Below are 14,577 nucleotides of genomic sequence, written 5' to 3' on the forward strand. Positions count from 1 at the left end.
TTTTATTTTTACCCAAAATGAGCAAGATGCCGAATAAGCTGACTTTTTTCTCAAGCAAACCATACGATAAAACGGCCTTCCAACAAACCAATGCAGCTTATGGATTGGAACTGGAATTTTTTGAAACACATCTGGGGCCACATATTGTGAATGCAATCGATCATACCGATGCAGTTTGTGTTTTTGTGAATGATAAGGTGAATGCAGAAGTGATTGCTGCATTAGCAGCCAAGCAAGTGAAAGTGATTGCGCTTCGTTGCGCAGGTTTCAACAACGTGGATCTTGAAGCTGCAAAGCAACAAGGCATCAAGGTTTGTCGGGTACCGGCTTATTCTCCTGAAGCCGTTGCAGAACATGCGGTAGCCATGATCATGACACTGAACAGAAAAACACACAAAGCCTATAACCGCGTACGTGAGCAAAATTTTTCACTCAACGGTTTGATGGGTTTTGATCTGCATGGTAAAACAGTAGGCTTAATTGGTACAGGTAATATTGGTAAAGCTTTTGCCAAGATCATGATCGGTTTTGGCTGTCGGGTTCTGGCGTTTGACCTAATTGCCAATAAAGAATTAGAAGCCTTAGGCGTGGAATACTTACCCTTACTAGAAATATTGCAACAAGCCGATATTGTTTCATTGCATTGTCCTTTGAATGAACAAACACATCACCTCATCAATGCAGACACCTTATCAATCATGAAGCAAGGTGTGATGCTCATCAATACCAGCCGAGGTGGATTGATTGACACCAAATCAGTGATTCAAGCATTGAAAACAGGCAAACTGGGTTATCTGGGTATTGACGTTTACGAGCAGGAGGATAAACTCTTTTTCAAAGACTTATCAGATACCATTATTCAAGATGATTTAATTCAAAGATTAATGGGCTTTCCCAATGTACTGGTAACAGCACATCAGGCATTTTTCACGGCCGAAGCCATGAGCCAGATCGCCAACACAACGTTAAACAACGTAAAGACCCTGCTGGAAGGCGGAAATATTCCCCCGCAGGCAGCATTGAATCTCTGATAAATATCTGATATTCGTAAAGCCTTGTATGAAGCAGTTTAGCAACAAATCATTACTATCAACCCTACTGGCCATCATTTTATTTGTTGCCTGTAGCAAGGAACTCAGTTTTGAAACAGGTGCTGCGGGCGCTGTAGCGGCCGGCACACTGAAAGATACGCTTGGCGCTTGCCAAGAAATTGAAGTAAAAGGCCGCTATGTGGTTGATTCTGCTCTCACTGACAGCAACTACCTGCTTGTAAAAGTAAATTTCACCTCTGCAGGAAGATATAAAATCAAGTCGGACACGATTAATGGTATGTGGTTCACTGATTCCGGTTTTGCAGCTACAACAGGCTTACAGGTTTTAAAAGTAAAAGGCCAGGGGAAACCCATCCTACCTGTAGAAGTAACCGGCTTTTTGACTATGGCCAATTCATTTTGCTCATTCAGCATCAAAACCTCCGTACCTGGTGGTTCAGGGGGTGGCGGTGGCAACTTGCTTGACAGCACTTACTTCCCAATGACTGCAGGTTCATTCTGGGCATATGATTTCTTCTTCAATACCAACTCAACCCGTACGATTGATTCCCTGACAGTGAATAGTTATGGCGATAGCGCTATTATCAACGGCACTACTTTCCAGATTTTTGAGACAAGTGATGGCTTTGAGTACTATTTCCGTAAAGACAAAAGGGGTAATTATTTTACCTACAGCACAGTTGATTTCGACTATGTAACCATCTTTGATTCTGTTAAGGACTTTATTGAATACCGCTTCCTTACTGACACAGCAAAAGCGGGCTATACCTGGGAATCTCCTGAAATGGATGTGAAGATTGATGCAGACTGGGGTAAGACAAAAGCAGTTTTCACCATCATGCAGAGAGATGGTTCCTATGTGGCGGCCAACCAGCTATTTTCCAAAGTGATTACCATAAAACGTACTATCTACTTCAAACCAAATACCCCTTCCAATATTGACTACTTCAAGATTCTGGAAGGCAATAGTTACTACGCCAAAGATTATGGCTTATTAGATCAGGACATCATTTTCAGCGCATCAGACAACCTGAAGACAACACTGAAACGGTTTAAAGTCAATTAATTTATCTGCGTATCATCACTCACTTCAGCCTTCGTCTCTACCAATGGATGACGAACGGGTTCTTCTTTGTCGAAGAATTTATTTTGAAAGATGAGTATGGTGATCACACCAATGGAGATTGATGCATCAGCAATATTGAATACCGGGCGAAAGAATTCAAATGGCTCACCTGCCCAGAATGGAAACCAGGATGGATAATGCGCATCTCTGATGATAGGGAAATAGAGCATATCCACCACTTTCCCATGGAGGAAGCCTGCATAACCCTTGCCCAACTGCGCAAAGCCTGCCACATTCTGTACAAAAGGATCGCTGGCATCGAAAATGATACCGTAGAACATGCTATCGATCAGATTACCTAATGCACCTGCATAGATCAAAGAAGCGCAAATAATAAAGCCCTTATGATAGTTTTTCTGGATAAAGCCTTTGATAAGGAATGTACCCCAGATAACAGCAACCAGTCTGAACAGGGTCAGGGCTATCTTACCAAAATCACCACCAAATTTCCAACCCCAGGCCATACCCTCATTCTCTACAAAATGGAGACGGAACCATTGGCCAAGAACCAGGTGCTCTTCACCCGCATAATAGTTGAGCTTGATGTATAGTTTAAGGGCCTGGTCGCCTAATATAATCAGTGCAATCAAAAAGATAACTTGTCTGGCTTTCACAACACCTGTTTTGCCGCAAAGATAGGGGGATGGATAGGAGAAATCCGTTAAAACTACTCAGCGATGTAAATCCGCTTTACGCGCTGGCCAACACCGGTAAGTACTTCATATGCAATGGTATCTGCCCAGCGGGCAATTTGCTGAACTGGGAGATTGGGCCCAAAAACTTCTACCTCCTGCCCTTCTCTTACATTGGGAATACCGGTTATATCCAGCATGGTCATATCCATACAAACATTACCAACAACTGGCGCAGGATGCCCGTTTACCAACATATATGCCTTGCCATTACCGAGTTTTCTGGAATACCCATCTGCATAACCAATACGTACGGTTGCAATCAAACTATCTCGTTCCAACTTACCAGCACGACCATAACCAACCGTCTCTGTTGCAGCAACTTGTCTGATCTGGGCAATAGTGGTTTTAAGTGTAGCAACCGTCTGCAGCCCAATGGGATTGATCTCCTGATCCACTCCATATAAACCAATGCCTAAACGCACCAGCTCATACTGAAGTTGGGGGTAATGCGCGATAGCAGCTGTATTAGCCAGATGTCGGGAGAATGAATAGGGCAAGACCGAAGCAAGCGTAGCAGCAGCTTGCTCAAAGGAAGCAGCCTGTTGCAAAGTAAACTCTTTGAATGCCGGGTTCTCACTAGCTACCAGATGACTAAAGACTGTTCTCACCACAATTTCCTGATGCTGCAGCAGGTATTTTGCCAATTCTACAGCTTCAGCAGTTTCAAAACCTAGCCGATTCATCCCAGTATTGAACTTAATATGCACTGGGAACTGTTGTACAGCTTGATTTTGCAGATACTGCAGAAAGGATTGCAAAATGGAAAAGCTATAGAGCTCTGGCTCCAGATTGTAGTTTAGCAGGCTATCGAAATTACCCGGCTCTGGATTCATGACCATGATGGGTAAACCGATACCGGCTTTACGCAGTTCCACACCCTCATCAGCATAAGCTACTGCGAGATAATGCACTTTATGAAATTCTAAGACACGAGCAATTTCAGCACCACCGCTGCCATAGCCAAATGCTTTCACCATGGCCATCAGCTTTACATCCTTGCCAAGCTTGGATTGATACAATTTCAGGTTATGTGCTAAAGCTGACAAGTTAATCTCCATACTGGTCTGATGTAATTGCTGCTCTAACCAGTGACTTACCCTTTCAAACTCAAACACACGGGCACCTTTCAATAAAATATACTGATCGCGCAAAGGCATTTGCTGCAATTGCTTTAACAAGTCCTCTGTTGATGCACAATGCAGAATACTGCCTTGAAAGTATTGCTGAATCAAATGCTGATGACGCTGCATTTCCGGACCAACGGCAATCAACATACCAAAACCCCTGTGCTGCAATTCACTGGCGATCCGCTGATAATGCATGGCCGGTTCGTTCCCTACTTGCAAAAGATCAGACACAATAGCTGTCTTTGCTGCACCGCCTGCTTGTTGATCTAAATAATCCAGCGCTACTGATAATCCATTCAAATCATAACTGTAACTATCGTTCAGCAGAAAACAATTATTGATGGCCCTACGCAGCTGCATGCGCATATCTACAGCCTGAAGCAAGCGCATTCTATCCGCTATATAAGATTGCGAATATCCCATTACCAGACAAACAGCCCAACAAGTAATTGCATTGTCAATGGATGCATGATCGGTAAAAGGAATTGTGATTTGAATACTTGTATCCTGATAGCGTGCATGCACTGTAGTCATACCCGACTGCACAGACTCTTCAATAACCGTTAAATCTGCTTGCTGTTTTCTACTCCAACAAAACAATTGCTGATCAGCATGTATAAGCCGCAATTGAAACGAAGCTGGTAATTGATCCATCCCAACTACTATCTTACCTGCATAACCAAACAACAGTGCTTTTTCATTCGCTTTTGCAATATGATCAACAAAGCCTTCATTGTGCGCTTCGCCGATATTCGTCAACACAGCGATATCTGGTTGAATCATGTCTGATAAAGCCTGCATCTCACCTTTCTGAGAAATACCTGCTTCAAAAATACCCAGACTGTGTTGGGTATTCATCTGCCACAAACTAAGCGGCACACCAATCTGTGAATTATAACTACGCGGACTTCTAACAATGTTTTCCTTTTCCTGCAATAATTGATATAACCATTCTTTCACAATGGTTTTGCCGTTACTACCCGTAATACCAATAACAGGATAATGAAACTGTTTACGATGATAGGCAGCTAACCGCTGCAATGCTTGCTTAACATCTGCAACAAGCAGGATTATCGCGCCGGGATAATTGGTTTCATCAATAGCTTCTTCTACAACAAAACAACGAACACCTTTTGCATATAGCTCAGAAATAAAGCTATGCCCATGTCTTCTTGGGCCTGGTAATGCAAAAAACAATGTTCGCTCAGGAAACAAAAGTTTTCTGCTATCAGTAAGGAGGTATTCAATAGAAATATTTGCAGTGGTACTGGCTGCACCAATTATACGGGCAATATCTTGTACCAGATAGAGGGCCATTTATCCAATTTGTGAAGCATCGCCCTGATCTCTGGGCAATCCTTTTTTCTGCATGAAGATGGAATAGAAAATTGAACCACTGATGCACACCAGAATCATACCCAAAGATATCGCCACCATGATTGTCTTCGGAATCCATTGACTGATATAGTGTTCGCCAAGCATTTTTATACCAATAAACACCAATACAATGGCAATACCTTGTTGCAAATAATCAAATCTGGAAACTGCACCACGAAGTAGGAAAAACAGTGAGCGCAATCCCAGCACTGCAAAGATGTTTGAAGTATAGATAACTAAGTTATCTCTGGAAATACCCATTACAGCGGGAATAGAATCCAAGGCAAAGACAAGATCAATTGCAGCAAGCATCATCACTACTACAAATAAAGTGGTATATGCAGGTTTACCGTTCTCTCTGATCACATATTTACCGTCACCATCGTGAGGCACCAATGGCAGGAACTTCTGCATAAACCGATAAATCTTACTCTCACGGGGATTGAATGCCTCTTCATCATTCGCAGTAAACATTTTATAACCTGTATACACCAGAAATACACCAAAAATGTACAGGAGCCATTCAAATCTTTGCACCAAAGCAACTCCTACAGTAATAAAAATAACCCTGAAGATGATGGCCATCAGAATACCAATCAATAAAACCCTAGAGTAATGCTTTTCTTTAACCTGAAAAGAAGAGAAAATTAGAATGAATACAAAGATATTATCAATACTAAGACTCCATTCCATGAGGTAAGCACTCAGGTATTCTAATGCTAGTGCTTGCCCCTCTTCTATCCACATGAAAACAAAGAAAGCCAATGCAAGTGCTACCCAAAAAATAGTTTGGCGCAAAGCTGCTTTGATGCTGATAACCGTATTCTTTTTGCTTAAGATGCCAAGATCTACCGTTAATGCCAATACCAAGACAATACCAAAGACAGTATATACAATTTGATGGGGCGTCATGCTATTTCTTTATTATGCAAATAACTGCTTTCTTCTCCAGTTAATAAAAAGACCTATTAAAACAATCATCAGAACCGGAATGCCGATTCCGATAAACTGCCACATACCTCTGTCCCGAGCTACTTTCTCTTTATCCAGCAGGCGTAAGATGAAATCCTTATTTCTACTCTCATACAAAGCCCGATCACTAACTAAATAATCCACACAGTTTAACATGAACTCCCGATTGGCAAAACGGTAATTCTCCAATGGAATCATACCCATGGGCATTGTGCCCTGAGTTTGCGATACCATATTGGTTACAATATCCCCATCTGCTACCACAATTTGCTTACCCGGCTTTACAGACTGAGTTATGAATGGCTTTCCAGTACTGCGTTGCAATGAATCAAGTACTTCCTGACTCAACCTGTAAGCGAAGGGTGATTGAAAACGGCCTTCTAATAAAACTGCAATTGGGATATAGCTTTTTTGAAAGCTGGCAAAATCTTCATCCGTTCTAACACTATTCAAACTAACCATCGCTGGTGTTTGCAGTTTACGGCTATTGGTATCAGTTGCCAACAAAATCGTCTTGCTGATACCCGGTGCTTTAACCGTATCAATTGATGAGGGAAAAATAGGTAATACCCTGTCCAGATTTCTCGAAACAGGATTAGGCTGATGTCCGGAAAGAAAGGGATAGTATGGCCAAGGAATACGTTGCATGCGCGGACTACCATCTGCATTCTGCCCAATAACCATCGGAATCTTAGAGCAGTTCAGGTCTTGCACCAAATCACTATTAATGCGCACTCCATACTTGAATAAAAGATCATCAATGTTCAGTCCACGATCGTATGCAACAAAGTCTTGCTGACTACGCATCAGGCTATCCATCTCTGCGTACAGTTTATCAATCATCCAGATCACCTTACCACCATTGAGGATATATTGATCTATTTTCAGTTTGTCTTCATCTGTAAATGGCTTCGTGGGCTTTACCATGAGCAATGCATCAATCTGCGTGGGATCAGGATAGGATTGTTTTAAATCAAAAATACCCAGGCGATATTCATTCTTAAGTGTGTTCACCAAATCAGTTACACGTGGGTAGTCTGGCTGTCCATTGCCAATCACATATGCAACTACCGGTGCTTTTGATCTGGTTAATTTATCAATGGCATTAGCAAATTTGTATTCCAACAAAGCTTCAGCAGCGTTGCGTGTTGCTTCCACATCTTCCTGCGGCACATCATTAATCACATTAAACTGGCGAAAGATTTTCCTACTGCTTCTCAGATCAATTGCAATAGGTAGTTTATTTCCGTATTGCACTAATGCGCTTGGAATAATCAGTCTGGAAGTGGCTGCATCCTTATTCGTAGAAACTTCTTCTGCATTTTCAAATACAACACCCATTCGTGCCAGACTATCGTATAAAGCCAAGCGGGAAGTATCATCCAAAGATTCACCCGGCTTTTCAAATTTTACGGTAATCATACCGCCAGAACGCTGTTTGAAATTGCTGAGCAGCTCTTCCGTAGACGCGCGTAGTTTCCGGTAGTCAGCAGGTAAATCCCCATCCAGCATCACCGTGATATTAATACCTCCTTCCGACAAAGTATCCAGATCTTGTAACAACTGAACTGTAGAATTACTAAACGTATAACGCTTTTCAGCAGTTAAGTCGTAACGCAGATAGAGATTAGATAAGCCATAAGTTAATACGACCAGTAGCCCAATGCCCATCAACCAACGCATGTATTGTTGTTTCTTCATGGGCATTAACGTTGTTGGATATTTTGTTTTGTGAAATACATGAAGAGACTAACAAGGACAACAAAATAGAGTATGTCGCGCAAATCAATGACACCGCGGCTGATACTTCTGTAATGAAAATTAATACCAATCATTTCAATATAATAATCCAAGCCACCTGCAAACACTGGCAGTTTACTCAAGGCTTCGAAACCATTGTATAAAAGAAAAGCAGCAAATGCACCAATGATGAATGCCACAACCGTATTATTGGTGGCACTGCTGGCCAATATGCCTATCGCCGTGAATACGGCTCCCAGCAGAAAAAGACCAATATAACTACCAATAGTGGCACCCACATCAATACCGCCTGTGACACTCAGGCTTTGAATAGCAAATGCATAAGCGATTGTCGGCAAGAGAGCAATACAAACAATCAACCAGGCGCCGAGGAACTTACCCCATACAATTTGCGTTGCTTTTAAAGGCAGGGTTTTGAGTAATTCAAACGTGCCCGACTTGTACTCATCTGCCATGCTGCGCATGGTGACAACCGGAACAAGAAATAATAAAATGAAGGGACAACGATCAAAGAATGGAGCCAAAGAAGCATAGCCAAAATCCAAGATATTGGTTTCAGGAAACACGAATAAAAAGAGTCCGTTCAGTAGTAAGAAAACCACCACCGCGAGATAGCCGGTAAGACCACTGAAAAACTGATTCAATTCTTTCTTGCAGATCATCCACATGTGCTCAAAACTACTGGATATTGCGCAATCGCTTCTTGATTGCAGAAATTTTAGAAACGCTTTATGCTTTTCAAACAAAAAGGGATCGGTTGCCCGATCCCTGTTGTCTTATTTTGCAATTTTACTATGTCTAAACAGCGAAACTTTCACCACATCCGCAGCTACGGCTCGCATTGGGGTTATTAAAGTAAAAACCTTTTCCGTTCAGACCATCAGAGAAATCCAATTCAGTGTTCACGAGGTATAAGAAACTCTTGAGGTCAGTTACAATTTTCACGCCATTGTCTTCAAATACCTGATCCATTGGCTTCTGCTCATTGTCGAAATCCAGCTTATAGCTGAGACCAGAACAACCGCCGCCTACTACACTTACGCGCAGAAAATAGCTGGTATCATTGGCGATACCTGCATCTTCCATCAGCTGGGCCACTTTTTTCTTGGCCTTGTCACTCACATAAATGGCGTTATCTGTTGCAACAGTACTCATTAGTGCACACCTTTTTCTTCAAATACCAGTTCTTCCAAACCATTCTTCTTTCTGTAATCATTGATTGCTGCTTTGATGGCATCTTCAGCCAGTACAGAGCAGTGAATTTTTACAGGAGGCAGGTTCAGCTCTTCAACGATGTCCATGTTGTCGATTGCCAAAGCCTGATCAACAGTTTTACCTTTCAGCCACTCAGTTGCGAGTGAAGAAGAAGCAATAGCAGAGCCGCAACCGAAGGTCTTGAACTTTGCATCAGTGATGACACCATTGGCTTCGTCCACCTCAATTTGCAAACGCATTACGTCGCCGCACTCAGGTGCACCTACCAGGCCGGTACCAACATTTTTCTTACCCTTATCCAGTGTACCCACGTTCTTGGGGTTCTGATAATGATCGATTACTTTTTCTGAATATGCCATTGTGTATCAGTTTTGTGGTTATAAGTCTAAATTAGTGGAATTGAATTAATGGTGCGCCCATTCAATCGTGTTCAAATCGATACCCTCTTTGTACATTTCCCAAAGTGGGCTCATCTCGCGCAGCTTCAACACTGTTTTAGAAACATGCTCGATAGTATAATCGATTTGCTCTTCAGTAGTGAATCTACCCAGACCAAAACGCAATGAGCTGTGTGCGAGATCATCGCCCAGACCCAAAGCCTTCAGTACGTAAGAAGGTTCCAGCGAAGCAGAAGTACAAGCAGAACCTGAACTTACTGCGATGTTCTTATTAAAGCCCATCATCAAACCTTCACCTTCTACATATTTGAAAGAGATATTGCTCACATGCGGCAAACGGTGCTCAGGTGTTCCGTTTACATATGCTTCTTCGAGTTGCATTAAAGCATTCTCCAGCTTATCACGCAATTTGCTCAAACGCTCAGCATCCTGTGCCATTTCATTCATAGCCAGCTCAGCAGCTTTACCAAAGCCTACGATACCGGGTACGTTCAAAGTACCGCTACGCATACCGCGCTCATGACCACCACCGTCTAACTGGGCAGTAACTTTTACGCGTGGATTCTTACGACGCACATATAAAGCACCAATACCTTTTGGACCGTACATCTTGTGTGCAGTAAATGCCATCAGGTCTATACCATCTTTGTTTACATCTACTGGAATCTTACCTACTGCCTGTACCGCATCGCTGAAGAAAAGTACACCATGCTTTTTAGCAATAGCGCTGATTTCTTTCACGGGCTGAATCACACCAATCTCATTGTTGGCATACATGATGGCAATCAGGATAGTCGTTGGCTTGATAGCTGCTTCCAGCTCAGCCAGATCGATACGACCATCTGCTTTCACATCCAGGTAGGTAACTTCACCACCTGCTTTCTCAATATGCTTACAGGTATCCAATACAGCTTTGTGCTCAGTATTGGCAGTGATGATATGGTTACCCTTGCTGGCATACATATCAAACACACCCTTGATAGCGAGGTTATCGCCTTCAGTGGCACCTGAAGTAAAAATGATTTCCTTAGGATCAGCGCCTATCAGCTTGGCAACCTGCTCACGAGCATAGTCAACTGCTTCTTCTGCAGCCCAACCAAAAGGGTGGTTACGGCTGGCAGCATTACCAAAATTCTCTACAAAATAGGGCAACATGGCCTCCAGCACGCGGGGATCCATGGGTGTTGTGGCGTTATTGTCCAGATAAATAGGCAGCTTGAGCATACTTGTTTAATTTTTAATCTCTTGAAGAACACAAAAATAGTTGAATAGGTTCTCTAATTTTGAGGAGAAAGTCCCGCCAAACCTGATTTTCCTCTTTTCGTAAGCAAAAAAATTATTATATGAACAAGATTGAACACATTGGTATCGCCGTAAAAAGTTTTGAAACAGCCATACCCTTGTTTGAACAACTCCTCAATACCACTTGCTATAAACAAGAATCTGTTGATTCTGAACATGTTAATACGGCTTTTTTCCAGCAAGGCCCCAATAAGATTGAATTATTGGAAAGTTCCACACCCGATGGGGTAATAGCCAAGTATATTGAGAAGAAGGGCGAAGGCATTCACCACATAGCTTTTGATGTGGATGATATCCATGCGGAGATGGAGCGGCTCAAAGCAGCAGGTTTTCAACTCTTGAACGAAACACCAAAAAAAGGTGCGGATAATAAGCTGGTTTGCTTTCTGCATCCCAAAGGAACCAATGGCGTATTGATCGAACTCTGTCAGGAGATTCGCTAATTTCAACTTATGCAAAAGTTCCTCTTTCTGATTGCAGCAACTGCACTGCTTAGCTGCCAGCAAAACAAGTCTACCGACAATACATCGTTGAAACCTCCAACAGATAGTTTGGATTATGTTCAATTGCCCGAAGGCTTTCGCATGAGTGTGTTTGCAGAAGTGCCTGATGCGAGAAGTATGTGCTGGGGCGAGCAAGGCACTTTGTTCGTTGGTAACAGAAAAGAAGACAAAGTTTATGCGCTGCGCGATGAAGATGGTGATGGCTTTGCGGAAAAGCGTTATGTGATTGCAGAAAAGCTGAACACACCAAATGGTGTGGCATTTCGAAAAGGAAGTTTATACGTTGCGGAGATCAATCGCATTCTGCGCTTCGATGATATTGAAAACAAACTGAGTAATCCGCCCAAGTATACAGTGGTGAATGATTTGTTTCCGGATAAAACCTGGCATGGTTGGAAATTCATTGCATTCGGACCCGATGATAAACTCTATGTACCTGTTGGTGCACCATGCAATGTGTGTGATGAAAAGGATTCTGTCTTTGCCAGTATCTCCCGCATAAATCCTGATGGCAGTGGCGGCGAATTATATGCACGTGGCGTACGCAACTCTGTTGGTTTTACCTGGCATCCTCTAACCAAGGAAATGTGGTTTACCGATAATGGCCGAGATATGTTGGGTGATGATATCCCTTACTGCGAATTAAACCATGCACCTGCAAAAGGAATGCACTTTGGATTTCCATATATCCACCAAGGTGATATTCCTGATCCTGAATTTGGTAAAGGAAAAAAAGCAGCCGACTATACCGCTCCAGCATGGAAGATTGGTCCGCACGTAGCACCACTGGGACTTCGCTTTTACACCGGTAAACAGTTTCCCGATAGTTTCCGAAACAAACTCTTTATAGCTGAACATGGCAGCTGGAATAGAAGCAAGCCAATTGGTTATCGCGTAGGCATAGCCACATTTGACAATACCGCACAAAAAGTATTGCGTTACGAGTATTTTGCACATGGTTGGCTGGATGCAAACGGTAATGTGAAAGGAAGACCTGTTGATATTGAAATTGCACCCGATGGCGCATTATTGGTGAGTGATGATTATGCAGGAAAAATTTACCGCATCACTTACAAGTAATCATTACAACTGTAATTTTTCAACAGCCTGCTGCGCAGCTACCTGAGAAGCATCTTTTTTATTGTAGCCCTTACCGAGCGCAATTACTTCACCATCTAACACTGCATGGATGGTGAACACACGACGATTACCTTCGAGTTTTTCTTCTGCTAACTCAAAGCTGAGTGATTTACCATTTCTACTAGCCCAGCCAATGAGTTTGTTTTTGAGATTGATATCGATCTGTTCCAAATCATCTACAAACATGTGCGGGATGACAATCTGTTTCAACACCCACCGCTGTGTTTTGGTATAGCCCTTATCAATATATACAGCACCAACAACAGCTTCCAGTGTATTACCAAAAATCTGGCTGCCCTTTAATGAGTTATCAAACTTATTGAACAGGGTAATTTTTTTCAGGCCCATCTTCAGCGCAATATCATTCAGCTGCTGACGGTTCACCATCTTACTGCGCATCTCTGTAAGAAAGCCTTCGCCTTTGTAGGGATAACGTTTGAAGAGATAATCGGCAACAATGGCACTCAACACTGCATCACCAAGATATTCAAGACGCTCATTGTTCTCATTGGGTGTATCCTTTACGGAACGATGGCTTAGCGCTGTGGTGTACAGCGTTAAATTACCGGGACGAAGACCCAGCACATTCGTGATCTGCTTTTCGAAAGAAGTCTGCGCTGGTTTAAATAATTGCCTGATGATTTGCACAGACTCAAGCTACATATTTTTTCACAATCACGCAGGCATTGTGGCCACCAAAACCGAAAGTATTGCTAAGTGCAGCACGTACAGTTCTTTGTTGCGCTTTGTTGAAAGTGAAATTCAGTTTAGGGTCCAATTCAGGATCATCTGTAAAGTGGTTGATGGTTGGCGGACAAATATCATTGATCACAGCCTGAATGCTTGCAATGGCCTCTAATACACCGGCAGCACCAAGGCAGTGGCCTGTCATACTCTTGGTAGAAGAGATATTCAATTTATATGCATGCTCACCAAATACTTCTGTTATGGCTTTGGCTTCTGCACCATCGCCAAGCGGCGTTGAAGTACCATGTGTATTGATGTAATCAATATCGGTTGGTTGCATACCTGCATCTTTCAGTGCAGCCAACATTACATTGCGTGCACCCAATCCATCCGGATGCGGCGCAGTCATATGATAAGCATCAGCAGTAGCGCCACCGCCTGCAATCTCGCAGTAGATTTTTGCACCACGCTTGATGGCATGCTCATAATCTTCGAGGATCAACGCACCTGCACCTTCACCCATCACAAAACCATCACGGTCTTTGTCATAAGGGCGACTGGCAGTTGTTGGATCATCATTTCTTTCGCTCAGTGCTTTCATGGCATTAAAACCACCTACACCAGCTTCGCTGATCACTGCTTCAGAACCACCTGTTAGAACGATATCTGCTTTACCTAAACGAATGGTATCAAAAGCATCGATTATGGCATTGGTAGAAGAAGCACAAGCACTTACGACAGCATAGTTAGGTCCACGGAAACCATGGCGCATAGAGATATGCCCCGCAGCAATATCCAGAATCATCTTCGGAATGAAGAAGGGGTTGAAGCGTGGCGTACCATCGCCTCTTGCATAGTCTTTCACTTCTTCCTGAAAAGTGGTTAAGCCACCAATACCGCTGGCGAAGATCACACCCACACGGTCAACATCCACATTCTCTTTGCTGATACCCGCATCCGCTACAGCCGCATCGCTTACCGCAATGGCCAACTGTGCAAAACGATCCAGCTTACGCGCTTCCTTCCTATCCATGAAATTGGTAGGATCAAAGCCCTTGATCTCGCATGCAAAACGTGTCTTAAACTTGGTTGCATCAAATAAAGTGATGGGCCCAGCACCAGATACACCATTGATCAGGCCATTCCAGTAATCCTGAAGGTTATTACCCAAAGGAGTAATTGTGCCTATTCCGGTTACAACAACACGTTTCATATGGAAAAT

General features: G+C 42.9%; 14 protein-coding genes. 4 read left to right on the forward strand and 10 right to left on the reverse strand.

Annotation, left to right across the window (positions count from 1 at the left end; genetic code table 11):
* Positions 1–26 precede the first annotated feature (26 nt).
* The gene (locus J0L83_07850) at positions 27–1,031 is read left to right on the forward strand and encodes a 2-hydroxyacid dehydrogenase (GenBank protein ID MBN8664468.1); all 1,005 of its coding nucleotides are present in this window, start codon (positions 27–29) and stop codon (positions 1,029–1,031) included.
* A 28-nt stretch (positions 1,032–1,059) separates the two neighbouring features.
* Complete coding sequence (locus J0L83_07855) at positions 1,060–2,118, forward strand: hypothetical protein (protein ID MBN8664469.1); 1,059 nt, start codon at positions 1,060–1,062, stop codon at positions 2,116–2,118.
* On the opposite strand, the gene J0L83_07860 is transcribed toward J0L83_07855, so the two are convergent.
* The 8 genes from J0L83_07860 to J0L83_07895 all read right to left on the reverse strand — a co-directional run bounded on the left by J0L83_07860 (position 2,115) and on the right by J0L83_07895 (position 10,947).
* A complete protein-coding gene (locus J0L83_07860) occupies positions 2,115–2,792 on the reverse strand; it encodes a lipoprotein signal peptidase (protein ID MBN8664470.1) in 678 nt (225 codons plus the stop codon). The two genes, J0L83_07855 and J0L83_07860, sit on opposite strands and share 4 nt — an antisense overlap.
* Before the next feature lie 53 nt (positions 2,793–2,845).
* On the reverse strand, positions 2,846–5,317 hold the full coding sequence (locus tag J0L83_07865) for a bifunctional UDP-N-acetylmuramoyl-tripeptide:D-alanyl-D-alanine ligase/alanine racemase (protein ID MBN8664471.1): 2,472 nt from the start codon (positions 5,315–5,317) through the stop codon (positions 2,846–2,848).
* The gene (locus tag J0L83_07870) at positions 5,318–6,289 is read right to left on the reverse strand and encodes a TerC/Alx family metal homeostasis membrane protein (protein ID MBN8664472.1); all 972 of its coding nucleotides are present in this window, start codon (positions 6,287–6,289) and stop codon (positions 5,318–5,320) included.
* 12 nt (positions 6,290–6,301) lie between these two features.
* Positions 6,302–8,056 carry a gliding motility-associated ABC transporter substrate-binding protein GldG gene (gldG, locus tag J0L83_07875; GenBank protein ID MBN8664473.1) on the reverse strand — a complete coding sequence of 585 codons (1,755 nt, stop codon included), beginning with the start codon at positions 8,054–8,056 and terminating at the stop codon, positions 6,302–6,304.
* On the reverse strand, positions 8,056–8,778 hold the full coding sequence (locus tag J0L83_07880) for an ABC transporter permease (protein MBN8664474.1): 723 nt from the start codon (positions 8,776–8,778) through the stop codon (positions 8,056–8,058). The genes gldG and J0L83_07880 overlap by 1 nt, the downstream gene beginning before the upstream one ends.
* A 130-nt stretch (positions 8,779–8,908) precedes the next feature.
* On the reverse strand, positions 8,909–9,265 hold the full coding sequence (locus tag J0L83_07885; GenBank protein MBN8664475.1) for an iron-sulfur cluster assembly accessory protein: 357 nt from the start codon (positions 9,263–9,265) through the stop codon (positions 8,909–8,911).
* On the reverse strand, positions 9,265–9,684 hold the full coding sequence (iscU, locus tag J0L83_07890; protein MBN8664476.1) for a Fe-S cluster assembly scaffold IscU: 420 nt from the start codon (positions 9,682–9,684) through the stop codon (positions 9,265–9,267). Before iscU ends, J0L83_07885 begins: the two co-directional genes overlap by 1 nt.
* Positions 9,685–9,729: 45 nt before the next feature.
* A complete protein-coding gene (locus J0L83_07895) occupies positions 9,730–10,947 on the reverse strand; it encodes an IscS subfamily cysteine desulfurase (GenBank protein ID MBN8664477.1) in 1,218 nt (405 codons plus the stop codon).
* A 119-nt stretch (positions 10,948–11,066) separates the two neighbouring features.
* Here J0L83_07895 and mce point away from each other — a divergent pair, with 119 nt between their 5' ends.
* Positions 11,067–11,468 carry a methylmalonyl-CoA epimerase gene (gene mce, locus J0L83_07900; GenBank protein ID MBN8664478.1) on the forward strand — a complete coding sequence of 134 codons (402 nt, stop codon included), beginning with the start codon at positions 11,067–11,069 and terminating at the stop codon, positions 11,466–11,468.
* Between the two features lie 9 nt (positions 11,469–11,477).
* Complete coding sequence (locus tag J0L83_07905) at positions 11,478–12,608, forward strand: sorbosone dehydrogenase family protein (GenBank protein MBN8664479.1); 1,131 nt, start codon at positions 11,478–11,480, stop codon at positions 12,606–12,608.
* 3 nt (positions 12,609–12,611) lie between these two features.
* Here J0L83_07905 and rnc read toward each other — a convergent pair whose 3' ends face one another.
* A complete protein-coding gene (rnc, locus tag J0L83_07910) occupies positions 12,612–13,316 on the reverse strand; it encodes a ribonuclease III (protein ID MBN8664480.1) in 705 nt (234 codons plus the stop codon).
* A 4-nt stretch (positions 13,317–13,320) separates the two neighbouring features.
* Positions 13,321–14,568, reverse strand: a complete 1,248-nt coding sequence (gene fabF / locus J0L83_07915) for a beta-ketoacyl-ACP synthase II (protein ID MBN8664481.1) — start codon at positions 14,566–14,568, stop codon at positions 13,321–13,323.
* Between the last annotated feature and the right edge of the window lie 9 nt (positions 14,569–14,577).

The organism is Chitinophagales bacterium, from assembly GCA_017303835.1.
GTDB lineage: Bacteria > Bacteroidota > Bacteroidia > Chitinophagales > Chitinophagaceae > JAFLBI01.